Source organism: Thiosulfativibrio zosterae (genome assembly GCF_011398155.1).
GTDB classification, from domain to species: domain Bacteria; phylum Pseudomonadota; class Gammaproteobacteria; order Thiomicrospirales; family Thiomicrospiraceae; genus Thiosulfativibrio; species Thiosulfativibrio zosterae.
The window spans coordinates 482,588-501,372 of sequence record NZ_AP021888.1; the positions used below are offsets into that span (position 1 = coordinate 482,588).

The window sequence follows — 18,785 nt, forward strand, 5'->3', positions numbered from 1 at the left end:
TTTGGGGTATTTTTCTGGAAGATTATCATGACCTTATTACAGTTGTTCACTGCCAGTATGCCTGTTTTGGCGGTGTTGGTTTTGTTGGTGGTGTTGCGATTGCCTGCCAGTCGAGCCATGGGGTTAAGTTTAGTTTTGGTGGCTGGGTTGGCTTGGCAGGTATGGGGCATGTTGCCCCAGCAAATTGCAGCCTCTGTTTTAGAAGGTTGGGTGATTGCTTCTTCTATTTTAATGATTGTATTTGGCGCAGTACTCTTACTCAATACCCTCAAAGCCAGTGGTGCGGTTGAAGCGATTCGCCAAGGATTTACCCATATTTCGCCCGATAGACGGGTGCAAACGGTGATTGTTGGCTGGTTGTTTGTGGCGTTTTTAGAAGGCGCCAGTGGCTTTGGTACGCCAGCGGCCATCGTAGCGCCTTTGTTGTTGGCTTTGGGGTTTCCCGCACTCGCAGCGGTTGTTTTGGCTTTGATTGCCGACAGCGCGGCGGTCTCTTATGGCGCAGTGGGTACGCCTTTGGTGGTGGGTATTTATCAAGGTTTAAATGGAGCAACCCTAGCGCAAGTGCAGACGGTGGCTGAGACAGCCGCCTTTTTAGATTTATGGGTGGCCAGTTTTTTACCTTTATTAATGGTGATGATGCTCACACGATTTTTTGGCGCAAATCGCTCGTGGCGTGAAGGCTTGGGAGCTTGGAAGTTTGCGTTGTTAGGCGGTTTTTCGTTTACCTTATCAGCGCTTGTGGTTGTGCATACTTTGGGGCCTGAGTTTCCAGCTATTTTAGCGGGGCTGTTTGGACTGGCGGTGACCGTTTTGGCGGCCAAAAAAGGTTGGTTTTTACCAAAAGACACTTGGCTGTTTGCGTCTGACTATCCAATAAAGACAGCTTTAGGCTTAAATGAAAGTGTGCCAGGCTTTGAGGCAGATGCGGCTTGCAAAAACGACACTTCATTGGGTGGGGTAGGGTGTTTGCTACCGACACCGCCTTTGCAACCCTCTTTAAGTTTGTTACAAGCTTGGATGCCCTATGTGTTAGTTGCCGTGGTTTTAATTTTAACGCGGCTTGATTTTTTGCCTTTTAAATCTTGGCTACTTTCTTTTTCGGTTGAATTTAATCAGCTGCTATCCACCGATATTTCTACCAAACTCACACCGCTGTATTTACCCAGCAGCGCCTTTATTTTAGTGGCGGTGTTTACGGTTTTTTATCACAAGGTACCTTTTAAAGAAACGACTCTGGTGTGGCGAGATTCGTTGCGTGTTTTATTGCCCACCTTTGTCGCCTTGATGACCGCAGTGCCGATGGTGAGGGTTTTCTTGAATTCAGGCATAAACACCATGGGTTTGGCCAGTATGCCGATAGAGTTAGCAGGGTTAGCAGCGGATATCTTTGAGCATCAATGGGTGTTTGTAGCGCCTTTAGTGGGGAGTTTAGGCAGTTTTGTGGCAGGATCGGCGACTTTTTCAAATATGATGTTTGCCGAATTTCAGGTGAGTGCCGCCCAGGCTGTCAACTTGCCGACTCATCTTGCCTTAGCGTTACAAGTGTTGGGTGCCAATGCGGGTAATATGATTTGCGTGGTAAATGTGGTGGCAGCGGCTTCGGTGGTTCATCTGACGGGCAAAGAAGGCCAAATTATCCGCTTAACGCTTTTGCCCATGACTTTTTATATTTTGGCAACAGGTTCCATTGCTTGGCTGTTGGCGCAGTTTTTGTGACAAGACATTAGAGACCTTTTTCCTGAAATCTTCTAAATTGAGTTCCAGGTTACAGGTCACGGATTCTTGTGGGTAAGTCAAAGCTTGTACCCAAATCGTTCCAAAAACTTGGACATTGAAAATAGTGAATTTGAACAGCTTTTAAGAAATCAGCTTGAAGGGTTTAGCCACTCGTTTGCTTGTCCCGAGATTGATTTTTTATGTCTATTAAAAATGAATAACTCAAAAGTGGATTTATAACTGCGCGATTTTAGCGAGTAACTCTTTACTCAGTTTTTTAAACGCGACGAGTTTTTGAGCAAGTAACAGGGTGTTGTTTTGTTCATTGAGGCTGACCAATTCCGCGGCTAAAATATGAGATTTTTGATGTAATGCTTTGATGTCCACCCATTGTGCTTGGTTTTGTGGGTATTGTAGTTGGTGCTGTTTGTGTTCAATAGAGTTAATCAATTTGCCAAAGCGACATTCATCTTGGTTCAGTTTTGGCACATAGGGGTAGTCGCCTTTTAGGAAAGCAGTAATGGAAGAAGCCCAGGCCTGATATTCTACCTTGGCAAACAGCAACGAAACTTCGTCATGCGTTTGAAGTTCTGAGTTAATCCATTCTTGGGGTGGTTGCCAATTGGATAGCCAATTTGGAAAGTCGCTGGCGGGTAAGGGCTTGGAGATGGCATAACCTTGGGCCAACTCGCAGCCCAGCTGTAATAAGATGTTTCCCTGTTCAATGGTTTCAACGCCTTCTGCCAAAACTTCATGTTGAAAGGCTTCTGCCAGACTGATAATGGCTTCTAATATGGAGAGGTCATTGATGTTGTACAACATTTCCTTAACAAAACTTTGATCAATTTTGATTTGATGAATCGGCAATTTTTTGAGGTAAGTTAAAGACGAATAACCCGTACCAAAATCATCCAACGCAAAACTGACGCCAAGCTTGTTGCAAAGGTTAATCATATTGGTGGTGTGTTTAAGATCTTCAATTTGGCTGGTTTCTAAAATTTCAATTTGCAAGTCAGCTGGATTAACGCTTGGGTGCTCTGCGAGTATTTCAGCCAAGCGTTCTGCAAAGTTAGATTGCATTAAATGATGGGCGCTGATATTGACACTGATTGCAATGGCAATGTTTTTTGTCTTCCAGGTTTCTAGCTGTTTGAGTGCCTGATGGATTACCCATTCCCCCAGCGTAATAGACAGAGGGTGCTCTTCAATTTGGGGTAAAAAAGTCAGTGGCGATAGTAGCCCTTTGTCTGGATGTTGCCAGCGAATAAGGGCTTCTGCCCCTATAAGATTTCCTGTTCTCATCTCGACTTTGGGTTGATAGTAGAGTTCAAATTCACCCATATTTAAACCATTGGAAATTTGGTCTAGGTATTCATAGTGGGCTTTCAGGTTATCGTTCAGTTGTAGATTAAAAAACTCAAAACGGTTTTTGCCTGCAATTTTGGCTTGATACATCGCTTGATCAGCCTGACGCATCAGTTGGTCTGCATCTACAGTGATTTCTTGTGGAAATTGCGTTAACCCAATACTGGCAGTGACATTGATTTTAACTTTTTTGATTTGAATTGGCAGCGCAACCGTTTCTAGCAGGCGCTTGATTAAGGGGACGGCATCATTGATATGCTTGAGGTTGGGCATGAGAATGACAAACTCATCACCACCAATTCTAGCGAGCGTATCGCCTTCACGGAGGACTTTTTGCATGGTTTTCGACAGGGTGACTAACAGCAAATCTCCTTGATCATGACCATAGTTATCATTGATTTCTTTAAAACCATCTAAATCCAAGAAGGCTAATACCATCGGATTGAATGTGCGCTGTGTCAATATCATTGCTTGATTAATGCGGTCAGCCAGCAGTGTGCGATTAGGCAGGCCTGTCAGTGGGTCAAAGTGAGCCAGATTTTTAAGTTGTAATTCACGCTGTTTGACCAAAGAATTATCGCTGTAGAGTGCAATATAGCGTTGTACTTCATTCACATGATTCACGATGGTTGTGATGTGCATAATCACTTCTATCAGTTCACCATTTTTACGACGGTTAATAATTTCACCTTTCCAAGAGCCTTCTTTTTCTAGGCGATTCCAAAGTTGCTCATAAAAAGATTGGCAGTTTTCACTTGAACTGAGTATTTTTGGGTTTTGCCCGATGACTTCTTCGGCTTGATATCCGGTGATGGTGGTGAAAGAAGGGTTCACTTTTAGAATGTTATTTTGCGCATCGGTAATCATAATACCTTCACCCGCAGCGCTGAAAAAACTCGCGGCTAATTTTAGCTGTTCTTCGCTCTTTTTTTGCTCTGAAATATCTTGTATGACTAAGCGAAAAACGGTTTGGGATGCGTTGTTAAATGAGGTCGCCAATGTTAATTTTGCCCAAAAAATACTTTGATCTTTTTTGAGTAAGCGCAGATCGCAAGTTTGGGTTGAGTCTAGCTGTGCAATGACTTTTTGGCGGCAGAAATAATAAGTATCTTGGTCTTCTGAAAAAATGTAATTGGTGATGGCGGTATTAACCAGCGATTCTTCAGTTTGGTCAAGTAAGGCGAGGGTGGTCAAATTGGCTTCTAAAATTTGGCCCTTTTCATTAAGTGAACAATAGCCAACAGGCGCATTTTTAAAGAGTTCTTGGTAGCGGTTTTTGGTGGCATTTAAGGCTTCTTGAATATGCTGAAGCTCTTCGTTTTGAAACTCTAATTCAATTTGATGCACTTGCAGTTCGTGCAGCGCTTCCTCGAGCTTAGCGGGCGAATCTAAGCCTTTTATGTTTTCCAAATGAGAGGCGTGACGCGTTTTAGCAAGAGCTTCTGCTTTTTCGCGTAATGCTTTTTTGTGATCTGCGGCGCTTATGATTGCTTTCTCGATTATTTTTTTATGTCAGTAGCACTTAGTATAACAGGGGGTTTCTTATTAAGCGCTCTTTCGGTGGTACTGATGGCATAAATTTGTCCGGCAGGGTTAATGAGTGCGGTACTGATGATTTTAATTTCTAGGTTGTCACCTGACTTGGTTTTTCGCTGAGTTTCATAAGGTGTGAGGTGTTTGGCAAGGCTTAAATCTTGGGTGCGCTCAAGAGATTCGTGTAGCAGTTCAGTTGGAGTAATCTGTTGGATATTCATGTGCAGCGCTTCGGCTTCTGTCCAGCCATAAAGGGCTTCTGCGGCGGGGTTCCAGTTGAGTATGTTGCCCTTTAAATCTTGCACAATAATGGCGTCGCGCGCATCGTTAATCACCGAGGCTAAGTTGGCTAAGGCTTGCGATTTTTGCAGTGCTTCCCTCATCATGACCAATTCGTTAATGTTGACAAAAGAAATGACGGCACCTTCGATGACATTTTCTAAGGTGCGATAGGGTTGAATCTGCATGAGATACCAAACATGATCAAAAGATTCTACCTCTACTTTAATGGGGACTAGGCTTGTTAACACTTGTTGTATATCTTGATGGAGTTGGTCATAGTTTTTTAGGTTAGAGGCAATGTGATTTACCGGTCTGCCGATGTCGGTGCTGATCAAGTTAATGACTTTGGTGATGGCGGGGGTAAAGCGCAAGATGTGCAAATCATGGTCTACAAAGACAGTGCCTATGCCTGTGCCCGCCAAAAGGTTGTTCATATCGTTATTGGCGTGAGATAACTCGGCAACTTTGCTTTGCAGTTCGGTATTGACCGTTGAGAGTTCTTCATTTACCGATTGCAGTTCTTCTTTGGAGGTTTCCAGCTCTTCGTTGGTGGACTGCAATTCCTCGTTCATGGATTGCATTTCTTCATTGTAAGACTTGAGTTCTTCATTGGAGGCTTCTAGCTTTTTATTAACGGCTGTTAAATGGCGCTCTTGTAATTGCAGGGCTTGTTTCAGGTCACCGATTTGTGGGCTGTCTATTGCTGAGTTTTGTTCTGTTTGTCGCGGCATATCAGATAAAAATGCCGCGGGGTGTTCTTCCAATATAACCAGATAAAGCGCCGACTCTTCGAGAAGAAGAGGGTGGTCTGTAACGGGTTGCAGGGTTAAGTTAAGCAAGTAAGTGTGGTCTTTGGTATTAACCTGTATGCCCTTGCTGACACTGGTGGTTTGCGATTGGGTAACTTGCAAAAGTGCTAAGGTTAAGTCGTGTTTTAAGGTTTCTGGCGCCATTTGCAAAATATTATTAGGGCCACTCAAGCCTTCAGGTAGTTCTAAGTATTTACCCAAGCGACCGTGCACATACAAAATGTCGCCTTGTTCATTAATCAGTGCAGCACTGGGGGCGATATTTTTTAAAAGCGTTTGTTCAGTCAGTTCGCGCAAGGGCAACTTAGGTTGGGTTGATTCTTTGGGGTTTTGGCTTGGTAAGCTTGGGTTATTTGATTTCATAGGGTGCGCAGCTTTGGAAAGTAGGGGGGTTGGGTGTTTGTGCGTTTGCAGTTTCTTTTGGAAAATTTTGGCTTTGGCATCTGGTGTGTCAAATAAGTAATCTAGGTTGCCAATAGCTTCTGATGAGCCCAAAAATAAAATACCATCCTTGTTTAAAGCATAGTGCAGGGTGTTCAGCAGTTTTTGTTGCAGGCTTTCGGTCATGTAAATCAACAGATTGCGACAGCTGATAAAATCCAACTTTGAGAAAGGTGGATCTTTAATAATGTCGTGCTCCGAGAAAACCACCATGTCGCGAATTTTCTTTTGAATACGATAGCCGTTACCTTCGGGATCTAAAAAAAAGAAGTCTTGCAATCTTTGTGGCGAAACTTCTTCTGTAATGCTTCTGGGGTAAAGCCCTGTACGGGCTTGAATAATGGCGCGGCTGTCTAGGTCGGTAGCAAAAATTTGAACGCTTAAATTTTGCTTAGTTTCCGCCAGGATTTCTTGAATCAGTATGGCAATCGAATAAACTTCCTCTCCCGTGGAGCAGGCAGACACCCAAAAACGCAAAGTGTCTTGTGGTAATTTTTTTTGGAATAGTTGGGTTTTTAAGAGGGGTTTTAAGGCTTCATAAGCGTCAGCATCTCTAAAAAAGCGTGTTACACCAATCAGTAAACTTAAATAAAGCGTTTCAACTTCCTTGGGGTTTTGTTTGAGGTGATGCAGGTATAGCTTGATGGATTTAATATTTTTAATGGCCATTCTGCGCTCTACACGGCGCAAGATGGAGCTGGGTTTATATTCTGAAAAATCATGTCCTGTTTGGCTTAAGATTAAGTCAAACAATGGCTTGAGTAAGCGTTCTGTATCCTCCGGGGCTACCAAATTTTGGCCAGTGGTGTGGTTTTGAGTTAGCTCCATTATTTGTGGAATTATTTGCTGGGCTGGCAGTACAAAATCAACCAGGCCTGTGGCAGCCGCGTTTTTAGGCATGCCTTCAAACGCAAGGTTGTTGAGGTCTTGCGTAAAAACAATCCCTTCTTGTTGTTTGATGGCCATTAAGCCTTGAACACCATCATTACCTGTGCCCGATAAAATAACGCCTATGGCTTGGGCTGCTTGAGTTTTGGCGAGCGATTGAAAAAATATATCAATTAACAGTGGGTGAACATTCGGCGAATTGTAAGGTTTTAGTTTTAAGGTGTCGTGGTCTAAAGTCATTTCGTGGTTCGGTGGAATCACATAGACGCAATTAGGTTTGACTTGAATGCCATTGGTGACTTCGAAAACGGGCAGGTGTGTATAGTGGCGAATCAGTTCAGATAAAATACTGTTATGTTCTGGCGAAAGATGTTGAATGAGCACAAACGCTACATCTGGCTTTGAACCCGCTGGCAGGCCTGAGAAGAAGGTTTCAAATGCGGCTAATCCACCTGCCGAAGCGCCGATGCCAACGATAGGGAAGTTATTCAAGCGGATTCTCTTTTAATAGGGGGTAAATAAGTAACAAGACTCAGCTCCTGAGATAGACCCTGATAAGTATAGCGGGTTTCTGTGGGGCAGTATTTTAAAAAACCTTTTGAAAAAGACTGTATTAATTTGCCTGCTTGCCGATACAGCGTTTAGAGGTACTCAATATGAAAAAAACTTCAATGACTCCCGCGCTAAAATTCTTTTTTAGAACGATGGAGAAGAAATCGCAATCGCTAGAGGCGGAGCGCCTGTTGTTGCTTGAAAGCCAAAAAGAGGTGGGTTTTGATGAAATAGAGCGGTTTTTTAGAGCGTTAAAAAGCCAGAATATTTTTATTCATACCGTCGGGGCGAGTGGTAAACCGGTTTCTATGTTGTTAGAAAAAGCGGTGTTCAGCTTAAACAGCGTGATTCGCATTTATTACAGTACCAGTTTTGATGAGGTCAATCAGGGGTATGTGCGTATTCAAGTGGATGATGTGGCGAAGCTGGTGGCGGTAGAGCGTATGCATGGTTATCGGCCTGTGCCAGAATTGCTCTATGCCAGTCATGATGAGTGTCATGTGATTCGATTTATGGTGCGTTGGATTATGCGCCGCATTGATTGGGATAAAACCAGACTGGATAATCTTGATTTGTATAAACGCTATCTTGAAAATCAGCGTGAAGAAGCCGAGGCGAAGTTGATGGCCGAGATGGCGGAGCAAGAAGAGCGCGAAATTCAAGCGGCCTTAGAAAAGCATTTTGGCAAAAAACACGCGGATAAATCAGCGCAAAAGAAAGCTAATGCCCATTAATTGATTGGTAGCAATAAAAAAGCAGGCCTCGGCCTGCTTTTTTATTGCGTCATTTAAATAGGTTAGCTTAGTGTGTGCGATTAACTGCTAGGTCGGCAAGTGATAACAGCGCCACTTTAAAGTCGGATGCTTCTAATGGTTCTAGTGCTTGTTTGGCTTTGTCGGCCTCTTGATGGGCAATTTTATAAGTGTGTGCAATGGCGCCAGAGCGTTCAATGATTTCGGTCACTTCTGCCAATAAATTTAAACCTTCGGTTTCAATGGCACGGCGAATAATGTCTTGGTCTGCTGCTGAGCCAGTTTCTAGCACATAAATCAATGGCAAGGTTGGTTTGCCTTCGGCGAGATCGTCGCCAATGTTTTTGCCCAACTCTTCTTCATTAGCGGTGTAGTCGAGTGCATCGTCAACCAATTGGAAAGCGGCCCCCAAATGTTTACCGTAAGCAATAAAAGCGGCTTCGAGTTCTGGGCGATTGCTTAAAACAGGGCCCATTTGGGTTGCGGCTTCAAACAGCTTGGCAGTTTTGCGGTGAATGACTTCCATGTAGCGTTCGGTGGTGGTGTCTGCGTCATGGCAATTGAGCAATTGCAAGACTTCACCCGCGGCGATCACATTAGTGGCTTCAGACATGACCTGCATGATTTTCATTAGGCCAGGTTCAACCATCATTTCAAAAGAACGCGAATATAAAAAATCCCCAACCAAAACCGAAGCAGCATTGCCCCATACTTCGTTGGCGGTTTTGTTGCCACGGCGCGTGTCGGATTCATCGACCACATCATCATGCAATAGGGTAGATGTGTGAATAAATTCTATGACAGCCGCCATCGTTAAATGATCTTTACCTTGATAGCCGCAAGCTCTGGCAGACAAGAGCACTAAAAGTGGGCGCAAGCGTTTGCCGCCACTGTTAATAATATAGTGTCCAATTTGATTAATAAGAACGACATCAGAAGCAAGTTTGGTGAGGATTAAATGATCCGTGGCTTGTATGTCTTCTAGGATGAGTTGGCGAATATCAGCTAAGGTCATGAAGGATTTAATTCTTTATAAAAGACTTTTAAGTAAATTGTTGCAAAGTTTAGACGGATTCAGTGCAATTGCCTAGTAATAATTGGTAAAATCCGCCCAAATTTAACCAGGCCTGGTTAAATTTGGTGGTTTTTTGCAGTTTTTGGGAAGAGAATCAAAACTTTATCAAAATGGTGTTTGACCCAAAAAATAAAAGACTGTATAATCCCGCCTTTGCCGTTTTTGACGGTGCACTAAAAGAATTTAGAATCCGGGAGAAGTTCCATGTACGCAGTAATTAAAACCGGTGGTAAGCAGTATCGAGTACGCGAAGGTCAATACTTACGCATCGAATCATTAAATGCAGAAGCAGGTGATTCAGTGCAGTTTGACGAAGTCTTGATGGTGGGTGAAGGCGCTGACATTAAGTTGGGTGCGCCATTTGTTGAGGGTGCTAAAGTTGCAGCAACTGTTAAGTCTAACGGTCGTGGCAAAAAAGTGACTATCATCAAGTTCCGTCGTCGTAAGAATGGTTCGCGCACTAAGCAAGGCCATCGCCAAAACTATACTGAAGTTGAAATTACTAAAATTTCAGCTTAATCAGTTAAGGTTTAATTGACTAGAATCACTGTTTAAACCTGTTGTCTTCGTGTAAAGATAACCTAGGTTTTAAACTAAAATAAAATATAAAATTGCGTCACTTCTGAGTAGGGGGTGAACAATTTAACTAGAGGTTATCACCATGGCTCATAAGAAGGCAGCAGGTAGTACTAAAAACGGTCGCGACAGTAACGCCAAACGCTTAGGCGTTAAGCGTTTCGGCGGCGAGCAGGTTTTAGCTGGTAGCATCATCGTTCGTCAGCGTGGGACTAAGTTCCATGCAGGTGACAACTGTGGTCGCGGCAAAGACGATACCATTTTTGCATTAGAAGCCGGTCAGGTTGCTTTTGTTAAAAAAGGTAAGCCAGTTCGTACTTATGTAACAATTGTTTCTGAATAATTAGAAATTAACTTTGTTATTGAAAACGCCCCGCTTGTCGGGGCGTTTTTATTTGTCGCAAATTTTATGGAAACCTAAACAAAGGTTGTTTTGATTTGCGAAAAACAGTTTAAAATAAGCGACTTAAGTTCGCAGCGCACGCTCCCAGCGCAAATGGGAAATTCCTCAAGATAAAGAGTAGGTTATGCAGTTTGTAGATGAAGCAAATATTCATGTAGAAGCAGGACGCGGTGGTAACGGTGCCGCCAGTTTTAGACGTGAAAAATTTATTCCATTTGGGGGACCAAATGGTGGTGACGGCGGTGCCGGCGGCAGCGTTTACTTAGTGGCTAACCGAAATTTGAACACCTTGATCGATTTTAGATTTATCCGCAACTATAAGGCTCAAAATGGCCAAGGCGGCATGAGTCAGCAAAAGTCGGGTCGTGCGGGTGAAGATTTGTTAATCGCTGTACCCGTGGGAACCATTGTTAGAGATTTAGATACCCAAGAAATCATTGGTGACTTAACCGAGCACGAGCAAAAATTATTGGTGGCTCAAGGTGGGCGCTATGGTTTGGGCAATGTGCATTTTAAAAGCTCGCGTAACCGCACGCCACGCCAGTTTACGCGTGGTGAGGATGGGGATTCTCGCGAGTTGTCTTTGGAGTTGGCAGTCTTAGCCGATGTCGGTTTATTAGGAATGCCAAATGCCGGTAAATCTAGCTTGATTACTGCGGTTTCTGCAGCGCGCCCAAAAGTGGCTGATTATCCTTTCACCACGCTTTATCCTAACTTGGGTGTTGTGCGTGTTTCCGCCGAATTGAGCTTTGTGATTGCCGATATTCCCGGGTTGATTGAAGGGGCATCCGAAGGTGCCGGTTTGGGAATTCAGTTCCTGAAGCATCTGTCTCGCACCGGTTTATTATTACATGTGGTGGATATTGCACCGATTGATGGTTCTGATCCGGTTGAAAATGTGCGCATTATTCAGCGTGAGCTCGAAAAATACAGCGATGCGCTCTTAGAAAAAGAGCGTTGGTTGGTCATGAACAAAACGGACTTGTTGATGGAAGATGAAGCGCAAGCGGTGTGTGATGACATTGTTAAACGCTTAGATTGGCAAGGCCCATATTTCAGTATTTCGGCAGCCAATCGCACTGGAACGGACGACTTGGTGAAAGCCATAGCACAAGGTCTGCACGATAATAAAGTTGCCGCACAAGAAGCGGCAGATGCCGAAGCTTATGAAGCCAGAAAGGCTTTGCGTGATGCTGAAGCGTCAACTGAAACCCATACGACCGAATCATGATTAAGCGCTCTTCTGTCTCAACCACTAAACGCTGGGTGGTAAAAATTGGCAGCGCTTTATTAACAGATGATGGGCAAGGTTTAAATGTTGCCGCCATGCGTCGCTGGGTTGCGCAAATGATGTCGTTAAGACAGCAGGGCGTAGAACTGGTGATCGTGTCTTCTGGTTCCGTGGCTGAAGGCATGAAGCGTTTGGGTTGGGCTAAGCGTCCGTCAGAAATTAATGAGCTCCAAGCCGCAGCTGCGGTTGGACAAATGGGCTTGGTGCAGGCTTATGAGTCGGAGTTTGCGCAACATGGCGTTTTAACGGCGCAAATTTTAATGACGCATGATGACTTATCAAGTCGTGAGCGTTATTTAAATGCATCTAACACCATACAAACCCTTTTAGAACATGGTGCAGTGCCGGTTATTAATGAGAATGACACGGTGGTGACCGATGAAATTCGCTTTGGCGATAATGATACGCTCGCGGCCTTAACGGCTAATTTGGTATCCGCTGATATTTTGGTCATTTTGACCGATCAGCAAGGATTGTATAATGACAATCCGCGCACCAATCCTAAGGCGGAGTTGATTTCTGAAGCGCAAGTCAGTCGCAAAGATATTGAAGCCATGGCCAGTCCCGAAGGTGGTGCTTTGGGTAAAGGTGGGATGTACACGAAAGTGATGGCGGCCAAAAGAGCGGCTCGTTCTGGTACGGCGACATTTATCGCCTCAGGTCGTGAAGAAAATATTTTACCCAGATTGTTTTCAGGGGAAACCGTGGGGACTTTATTAATTCCAGATTTAGAGCCCATGACCGCTCGCAAACAATGGTTGGCAGGACATTTGCAAGCCAAAGGCACTTTGGTTTTGGATGCGGGTGCGGCCAAAATTTTGCGTCAACCTGGAAAAAGCCTGTTGCCGATTGGGGTTTTGTCTGTGGCGGGTAAGTTTCAGCGTGGCGAAATGGTGGTTTGTGTGGATGAGCAGGGCAAGGAAATTGCCAGAGGTTTGGTCAACTACGCCTTAAAAGATGCCCAAAAAATTATTGGCAAACCTTCTAGCCAAATCGAGAGTATTTTGGGGTATTCGGAGGGTGAGTTTTTAATGCATTGTGATAATTTAGTGCACGCCGACATTTGAAATTGAGCGCTTTTTACCTTTTTTAAGCCCGCATTTGCGGGCTTTTTATTAAAAATCATAAAATTTTTTAATTTCGCTCTTGAATCGATCAAATACGCCCTTATTAATGGGGGACAACAGATTAATCTGAACTTAAATTTAATAACCTTTAAAAAACTTTATAAATTGTTCCCTTAGGAGAAATACTATGAATATTAAGCCATTACGCGACCGCGTTGTGATTCGTCAAGTTGAAGAGCAAAAAGTATCTTCAGGTGGGATTGTTCTTCCTGGCTCAGCACAGGAAAAACAAACCATAGGTGAAGTGGTTGCTGTGGGTCCAGGTAAAGCTTCTGACTCAGGTTCGATTGTCGCTATGACGGTTAAAGTCGGCGATAAAGTAATGTTTGGTCAATATTCTGGCCAAGAAGTTAAAGATGACAAAGGCGAAAAGCTGATGGTGATGCGCGAAGACGACATTATCGCGATTATCAGCTAATTAACGCTCGAACCCTTTACTAATAGTTAATAGTTTTAAAAACAAGGAATTTACAAATGGCAGCAAAAGATGTTCGTTTTGGTTTAGATGCTCGTGAAAAAATGGTTGAAGGGATTAACATCCTAGCCAACGCAGTTAAAGTAACTCTAGGGCCAAAAGGTCGTAATGTGGTTTTAGAAAAGTCTTTCGGTGCACCGACTGTGACTAAAGATGGTGTGTCTGTGGCGCGTGAAATTGAACTTGAAGATAAGTTCATGAACATGGGTGCGCAAATGGTTAAAGATGTTGCGTCACAAACCAATGATGTAGCCGGTGACGGTACAACCACGGCAACTGTTTTGGCTCAAGCCATTGTTCGTGAAGGGATGAAATCAGTTGCCGCAGGTATGAACCCAATGGATTTAAACCGTGGTATTCACAAAGCGGTTGAAGCGGTTGTTGCTGAAATCCAAGCCATGGCACAGCCTTGCACGACCTCTGCAGCGATTAAGCAGGTCGGTACAATTTCAGCAAACTCTGACGAAAGAATTGGTCAGATGATTGCGGATGCAATGGAAAAAGTGTCTACCGAGGGTGTGATTACGGTTGAAGAAGGTTCTTCACTAGATGATGCTTTAGTGGTGGTTGAAGGGATGGAATTTGACCGTGGTTACCTATCACCTTACTTTGTGAACAACCAAGAAAAAATGGTTGCTGAACTAGACAACCCATATATTTTGTTACACGACAAAAAAATCTCTAATATCCGCGAATTGTTACCTACACTAGAAGCGGTTTCAAAAGCGGGTCGTCCGTTATTGATTATTGCGGAAGATGTTGATGGCGAAGCCTTAGCGACTTTGGTAATCAACAATATGCGTGGCATCGTTAAGGTTGCAGCAGTAAAAGCACCTGGATTTGGTGAGCGTCGTAAGGCTATGTTACAAGATATGGCAGTATTAACTGGCGCAACAGTGATTTCTGAAGAAGTGGGTCTATCTTTAGATTCAGTGACTTTAGATATGTTAGGTCAAACTAAGTCTGTTGTGGTTGGTAAAGACAACACCAAGTTAATTGATGGTATCGGAACTAAAGAAGACATTGATGCTCGTTGCGCGCAAATCAAATCTCAAGTGGAAAACACCACTTCTGAATACGACAAAGAGAAGCTACAAGAGCGTTTGGCTAAGTTAGCCGGCGGTGTGGCTGTCTTGAAGTTGGGTGCGGCCACCGAGATGGAAATGAAAGAGAAGAAAGACCGTGTTGATGATGCTTTACACGCAACGCGTGCAGCGGTTCAAGAAGGGATTGTTGCCGGTGGTGGTGTTGCCTTAGTTCGCGCTAAGTCTAAAGTGAAAGTTGTGGGCGATAACGCGGATCAAAATGTTGGTATCCAGATTGCCTTGCGCGCTATGGAAGAGCCAATGCGTCAAATCGCAGCTAACTGTGGTTTAGAAGGGTCTGTTATTGTGAGCAAAGTCATGGAAGGTTCTGGAAACTTCGGTTTTGATGCCGCTAAAGAAGTTTACTGCGACATGATTGAAGCTGGTATTATCGATCCTGCAAAGGTCACGCGTTCTGCTTTGCAAAACGCCGCTTCTATCGCTGGTTTGGTATTAACAACTGGTGCTGCGATTGCAGACTTACCTGCTAAAGAAGGCGCTCCAGACATGAACGCTGGTGGTGGCATGGGCGGAATGGGCGGCATGATGTAATCAGCCGTGTAAAACACCCTGCTTAAATTCCCCTTAAGCGGATGTCTTCGAAACCCCTTAAATATTGTCTTTAAGGGGTTTTTTTATGTCTGCGAAAAACCAGTCAAATGATTTGAGTTATGATGAAAAAAATTAAAAAAATTTACGAATATATAAGCCTTATCTAATGTGTCTAATGGCAAAGTTCTTTTGTGCTATATTTTAGTCATTAATATCCGTTCGCAAGTCATTTTGCGGGCATCTGTGGGAGTGTTGTCATGATCAGTCCAAAAGGTGGTTACTCCAGCTTTAGTATCATCATGGTGTTGTTTTTTGTTGCGGTGAGTTCACTCCTGGGTTGGCGCGCGCACTCGATTGTGTCGCAATTTGAAGACTACCAAAAAGATTTGGCTTTAAAGCAGGCCAAAGCAACCGAGCATGGCGTCACTTCGTTGCTAGACTCTATCCGTAATCGTATGGTTGCTGTCGCACTCGATCAGTTTTTTATGGTGAATATTAGGCATTTTGAGACAGATAACGCGGTGCAAGACAAAATTACCGCAAGGCTCAAACACTACTTTCCTGATATGTATGTATTCAGTTTGGTCAGTGAACATGGTGATTTGGTGGGCGGTGACATTGATTTTTTAATGGGTGAAGTGTGTAAGTTAGAAACAAAAATACAAGCCGATGCCTTGCGTAATAAAGATTCTAATACGCAATATTTGCCCCATATTCATGCCACACCTGGTGCTTTCCATTTCGATATGATGTTCCCGGTTTATGTAGACAAAAATCCCATTATTTTCTTCATGAGTTTTAAGGCAGAACTCCTGCACAAGGTGCTTTTAGAGCAGCGCGTATCTGCCAATGATGTCTATTTAATGACAACTACGGATAAGGAAGATTTAATCGAGGTCAGTTACGAGGGCGTTAGGGATCATTTAAGTCGCGACTATTTCCTAAGCGCCTCTGAGCGCGAAGACATTTTGGCCAGTGTGAATGTGCCTAACAGTCGCTGGAAAGTGGTGGTTATTTCCAATCCTGAGCTGTTCCAAAACTTTAAACATAAACAAATGATTGACTCAATCTTACTGTTTGTTGGGTTTGCCTGTTTGTGGGTTTTACTGTTTATGATGGGCATTCAAAACGAAAGCAAACGCTCCAAATTATTAGACCAGCTTGATTTTACCGCACATCATGACTTTTTAACCGGCACGGCTAATAGACGTTATTTGGTCAAAAACATTAAAACTGCGATAGAAGATTTACGACATTTACAAGAGTATTCCGGTTTGCTGTTTATGGATTTAAACAACTTTAAACCCATTAATGACGATTTTGGGCACGAGGAAGGCGATAAAATTTTGAAAATGTTCGGCACTCGTTTAAAAGACTCTAGCCGTAATAATGATTTGGTGGCGCGCTTAGGCGGAGATGAATTTGTGGTCTTGTTAAGACATTTGGGTAAAGATGAAAATCAAGCCTATATACACTTGACCGAAGCGGCGCATCGCTTTAATGAAAATTTGGCTAAGCCTTATATTATTGACGATTATGTGCATCATGTGACCGCCAGTATTGGATCGCTGTTGATCACGGATGTCAGTATATCAGTCGATGATGTGCTGAAAGAAGCGGACAATTTAATGTATCGTGCTAAAGAAAGTGCAAAATTGAAAGCGGTTGATAAAGAAGCTGTTTGAACGGTCTAAAAAATCTTAAAGCAACCTAAAAACAACCTAAAAACAACCAGGCCTGGTTGTTTTTAGGCGGTATTTAGTCAGAATTAAGGGCTTATTTGGCCTTTTTTTGCATGAGCATCGCACGCAAATTATCCAAGTGCGCATTGCCAGTCACCTTTTGTTCTTCTTCCGACATGACTGCTCCGGGCTTGCCTTCCCAAACCAAACAGTCTTCTGGCAGTTCATCTAAAAAACGACTCGGGTCGCAAGGGGTGTCTTCACCATATTTGCGGCGTTTTTGCGCATAGGTCATGGTTAGGCTGCGTTGCGCACGGGTAATGCCCACATAAGCCAAGCGGCGTTCTTCTTCTAGACCGGGTGATTCTAAGTTTTGTTTGTGTGGTAAAAGTTCTTCTTCCATGCCAATCAAAAAGACATGTGGAAATTCTAAACCTTTGGAGGCGTGAAGGGTCATTAGGCTGACGCTGTTATGTTCAGCATCATCTTCATTGCGTTCCATGATGTCCATGAGTGTCATATGCGACACAATTTTGCCCAGCTTTAACTGCTCGCCATCTTCTTCTTCCGCTTTGGTCAAAATCCGCTCTATCCACAGCAATAAATCGCGCACATTTTCGATGCGCTTTTCTGCTTGAGAAGGTGAGGTAGCCACTTCGTGTAGCCAGTTGTCGTATTCAATGCGTTCAATCATGGCTTTAATAAAATGAATAACTTCTTCGCCTTCCAGGGTTTCTGCGTCTTTCACCCACTCTAAAACCATTTGACCAAACCACTGCACACGCTTAAGCGCTTTATCCGATAAGACGGATTCTAGCCCCAGTTCTTGCGTGGCATCCATTAAACTGACGTCGCGTTTGGTGGCATAGGTGGCTAATTTTTCTAAAGTACTGGCACCCACTTCGCGGCGTGGCGTGTTGACGATACGCAAAAAAGCGGCATCGTCATCCGGATTGACAATCAGTTTTAGATAAGACATGACATCTTTAATTTCCGCCTTATCAAAAAACGATTGGCCGCCGGATAAGACATAGGGAATGTTTTGTTCCCGTAAAGTTCGCTCAAAAATACGCGATTGAAAGTTGCCACGATACAAAATGGCGTAGTCTTTGAACTGCGTTTTATTTTTGAATTTATGCACAATAATTTCTGAAACCACGCGTTCCGCTTCTTGGTTTTCATCGGCACAGGCAATGGCGCGCAGGGGATCTCCCATACCCATTTCTGACCACAGGCGTTTTTCGAAAACATGCGGGTTGTTAGAAATCAGTTGGTTGGCGGCTAATAAGATACGGTTACTGGAGCGATAATTTTGTTCCAGTTTAATGACCACCAATGCTGGAAAATCAGTTTGTAACAAGGCTAAGTTTTCAGGCTGTGCGCCACGCCAGGCGTAAATGGACTGGTCGTCATCACCCACCACGGTAAAGCGTCCACGGATGCCGACCAGTTGTTTGACCAGTTCATATTGGGCGGCATTGGTGTCTTGGTATTCGTCCACCAGCAAATAACGCACTTTGTTTTGCCATTTATCGAGTATATCGGGGCGTTCATTAAATAGGCGTACCGGCAAACCAATCAAATCATCAAAATCCACCGCATTATAGGCGTGCAGTTGCTTGAGGTATAAACCATATAAAATAGCGCGCGATTCTTGCAACTTATCTTCGGCCATGCTTAAGGCTTTTTCTGGGCTGATGTGGGCATTTTTCCAGCCTGAAATGACCCATTGAATACCATCGAGTTCTTCGTCCATATCCTCGTCGTTGGTATGTTTTTTCATTAACTCTTTGAGGATTTGTTTGGTGTCTATGGCATCCATAATTGAAAAATTGGCTTTGTAGCCCAGCGCCGCATATTCTTGGCGAATGATGTTGAGCCCCAAGTTATGAAATGTTGAAACATTCAATCCTTTGCTGGGGTCATTAACCAATAATTTGCTCACACGCTCTTTCATTTCTTTGGCGGCTTTATTGGTAAAGGTTAGGGCGTAAATGTGATGCGCTTTAATATCGTGCTTGCGAATTAAGTGGGCAATTTTTTCGGTAATCACGCGAGTTTTACCCGAGCCTGCACCGGCTAAAACCAGCGCAGGGGTTTCAACATGGAGGACGGCTTGTAATTGGCGTTCGTTTAAAGTGTGCATAACCTGAAAAAATACTTTTGAAATGGGCGCGT

13 protein-coding genes are annotated in these 18,785 nt (G+C 43.7%); 9 read left to right on the plus strand and 4 right to left on the minus strand.

Going from position 1 to position 18,785, the window contains the following annotated elements:
• Positions 1-27 precede the first annotated feature (27 nt).
• Complete coding sequence (locus tag THMIRH_RS01905) at positions 28-1,719, plus strand: L-lactate permease (RefSeq protein ID WP_173290222.1); 1,692 nt, start codon at positions 28-30, stop codon at positions 1,717-1,719.
• 234 nt (positions 1,720-1,953) lie between these two features.
• On the opposite strand, the gene THMIRH_RS01910 is transcribed toward THMIRH_RS01905, so the two are convergent.
• Complete coding sequence (locus THMIRH_RS01910) at positions 1,954-4,494, minus strand: sensor domain-containing protein (RefSeq protein WP_173290224.1); 2,541 nt, start codon at positions 4,492-4,494, stop codon at positions 1,954-1,956.
• Between the two features lie 89 nt (positions 4,495-4,583).
• The gene (locus tag THMIRH_RS01915) at positions 4,584-7,529 is read right to left on the minus strand and encodes a chemotaxis protein CheB (protein WP_243831472.1); all 2,946 of its coding nucleotides are present in this window, start codon (positions 7,527-7,529) and stop codon (positions 4,584-4,586) included.
• Between the two features lie 164 nt (positions 7,530-7,693).
• Between THMIRH_RS01915 and THMIRH_RS01920 the strand changes: the two genes are divergently transcribed.
• Complete coding sequence (locus tag THMIRH_RS01920) at positions 7,694-8,323, plus strand: hypothetical protein (RefSeq protein WP_173290226.1); 630 nt, start codon at positions 7,694-7,696, stop codon at positions 8,321-8,323.
• A 67-nt stretch (positions 8,324-8,390) separates the two neighbouring features.
• Here the strand turns inward: THMIRH_RS01920 and THMIRH_RS01925 are convergent, their stop codons facing one another.
• The gene (locus tag THMIRH_RS01925) at positions 8,391-9,356 is read right to left on the minus strand and encodes a polyprenyl synthetase family protein (protein WP_173290228.1); all 966 of its coding nucleotides are present in this window, start codon (positions 9,354-9,356) and stop codon (positions 8,391-8,393) included.
• Between the two features lie 264 nt (positions 9,357-9,620).
• On the opposite strand from THMIRH_RS01925, the gene rplU reads away from it, so the two are divergent.
• The 7 genes from rplU to THMIRH_RS01960 all read left to right on the plus strand — a co-directional run bounded on the left by rplU (position 9,621) and on the right by THMIRH_RS01960 (position 16,610).
• Positions 9,621-9,935 (plus strand): 50S ribosomal protein L21, encoded by a 315-nt coding sequence (gene rplU / locus THMIRH_RS01930; protein WP_173290230.1) that lies wholly within the window; start codon positions 9,621-9,623, stop codon positions 9,933-9,935.
• Between the two features lie 142 nt (positions 9,936-10,077).
• A complete protein-coding gene (gene rpmA / locus THMIRH_RS01935) occupies positions 10,078-10,335 on the plus strand; it encodes a 50S ribosomal protein L27 (protein WP_173290232.1) in 258 nt (85 codons plus the stop codon).
• A gap of 184 nt (positions 10,336-10,519) precedes the next feature.
• A complete protein-coding gene (cgtA, locus tag THMIRH_RS01940) occupies positions 10,520-11,626 on the plus strand; it encodes an Obg family GTPase CgtA (RefSeq protein WP_173290234.1) in 1,107 nt (368 codons plus the stop codon).
• Complete coding sequence (gene proB / locus THMIRH_RS01945; RefSeq protein ID WP_173290236.1) at positions 11,623-12,753, plus strand: glutamate 5-kinase; 1,131 nt, start codon at positions 11,623-11,625, stop codon at positions 12,751-12,753. The genes cgtA and proB overlap by 4 nt, the downstream gene beginning before the upstream one ends.
• A gap of 187 nt (positions 12,754-12,940) precedes the next feature.
• Positions 12,941-13,231, plus strand: coding sequence for a co-chaperone GroES (locus THMIRH_RS01950; protein WP_173290238.1), 291 nt, complete (start codon positions 12,941-12,943; stop codon positions 13,229-13,231).
• A gap of 56 nt (positions 13,232-13,287) precedes the next feature.
• Complete coding sequence (gene groL / locus THMIRH_RS01955; protein ID WP_173290240.1) at positions 13,288-14,925, plus strand: chaperonin GroEL; 1,638 nt, start codon at positions 13,288-13,290, stop codon at positions 14,923-14,925.
• 257 nt (positions 14,926-15,182) lie between these two features.
• Positions 15,183-16,610 carry a GGDEF domain-containing protein gene (locus tag THMIRH_RS01960; RefSeq protein WP_173290242.1) on the plus strand — a complete coding sequence of 476 codons (1,428 nt, stop codon included), beginning with the start codon at positions 15,183-15,185 and terminating at the stop codon, positions 16,608-16,610.
• 91 nt (positions 16,611-16,701) lie between these two features.
• On the opposite strand, the gene rep is transcribed toward THMIRH_RS01960, so the two are convergent.
• Positions 16,702-18,753, minus strand: coding sequence for a DNA helicase Rep (gene rep, locus THMIRH_RS01965; RefSeq protein ID WP_173290244.1), 2,052 nt, complete (start codon positions 18,751-18,753; stop codon positions 16,702-16,704).
• Positions 18,754-18,785 lie beyond the last annotated feature (32 nt).

What these genes read in the sequence shown, in the direction of transcription:
- THMIRH_RS01950 (WP_173290238.1), top strand. Translation starts at nt 12,941, where the DNA reads ATGAATATTAAGCCATTACGCGACCGCGTTGTGATTCGTCAAGTTGAA.
- rplU (WP_173290230.1), top strand. Translation starts at nt 9,621, where the DNA reads ATGTACGCAGTAATTAAAACCGGTGGTAAGCAGTATCGAGTACGCGAA.
- THMIRH_RS01920 (WP_173290226.1), top strand. Translation starts at nt 7,694, where the DNA reads ATGAAAAAAACTTCAATGACTCCCGCGCTAAAATTCTTTTTTAGAACG.
- rpmA (WP_173290232.1), top strand. Translation starts at nt 10,078, where the DNA reads ATGGCTCATAAGAAGGCAGCAGGTAGTACTAAAAACGGTCGCGACAGT.
- THMIRH_RS01960 (WP_173290242.1), top strand. Translation starts at nt 15,183, where the DNA reads ATGATCAGTCCAAAAGGTGGTTACTCCAGCTTTAGTATCATCATGGTG.
- proB (WP_173290236.1), top strand. Translation starts at nt 11,623, where the DNA reads ATGATTAAGCGCTCTTCTGTCTCAACCACTAAACGCTGGGTGGTAAAA.
- THMIRH_RS01905 (WP_173290222.1), top strand. Translation starts at nt 28, where the DNA reads ATGACCTTATTACAGTTGTTCACTGCCAGTATGCCTGTTTTGGCGGTG.
- rep (WP_173290244.1), bottom strand. Translation starts at nt 18,753, where the DNA reads ATGCACACTTTAAACGAACGCCAATTACAAGCCGTCCTCCATGTTGAA.
- groL (WP_173290240.1), top strand. Translation starts at nt 13,288, where the DNA reads ATGGCAGCAAAAGATGTTCGTTTTGGTTTAGATGCTCGTGAAAAAATG.
- THMIRH_RS01925 (WP_173290228.1), bottom strand. Translation starts at nt 9,356, where the DNA reads ATGACCTTAGCTGATATTCGCCAACTCATCCTAGAAGACATACAAGCC.
- cgtA (WP_173290234.1), top strand. Translation starts at nt 10,520, where the DNA reads ATGCAGTTTGTAGATGAAGCAAATATTCATGTAGAAGCAGGACGCGGT.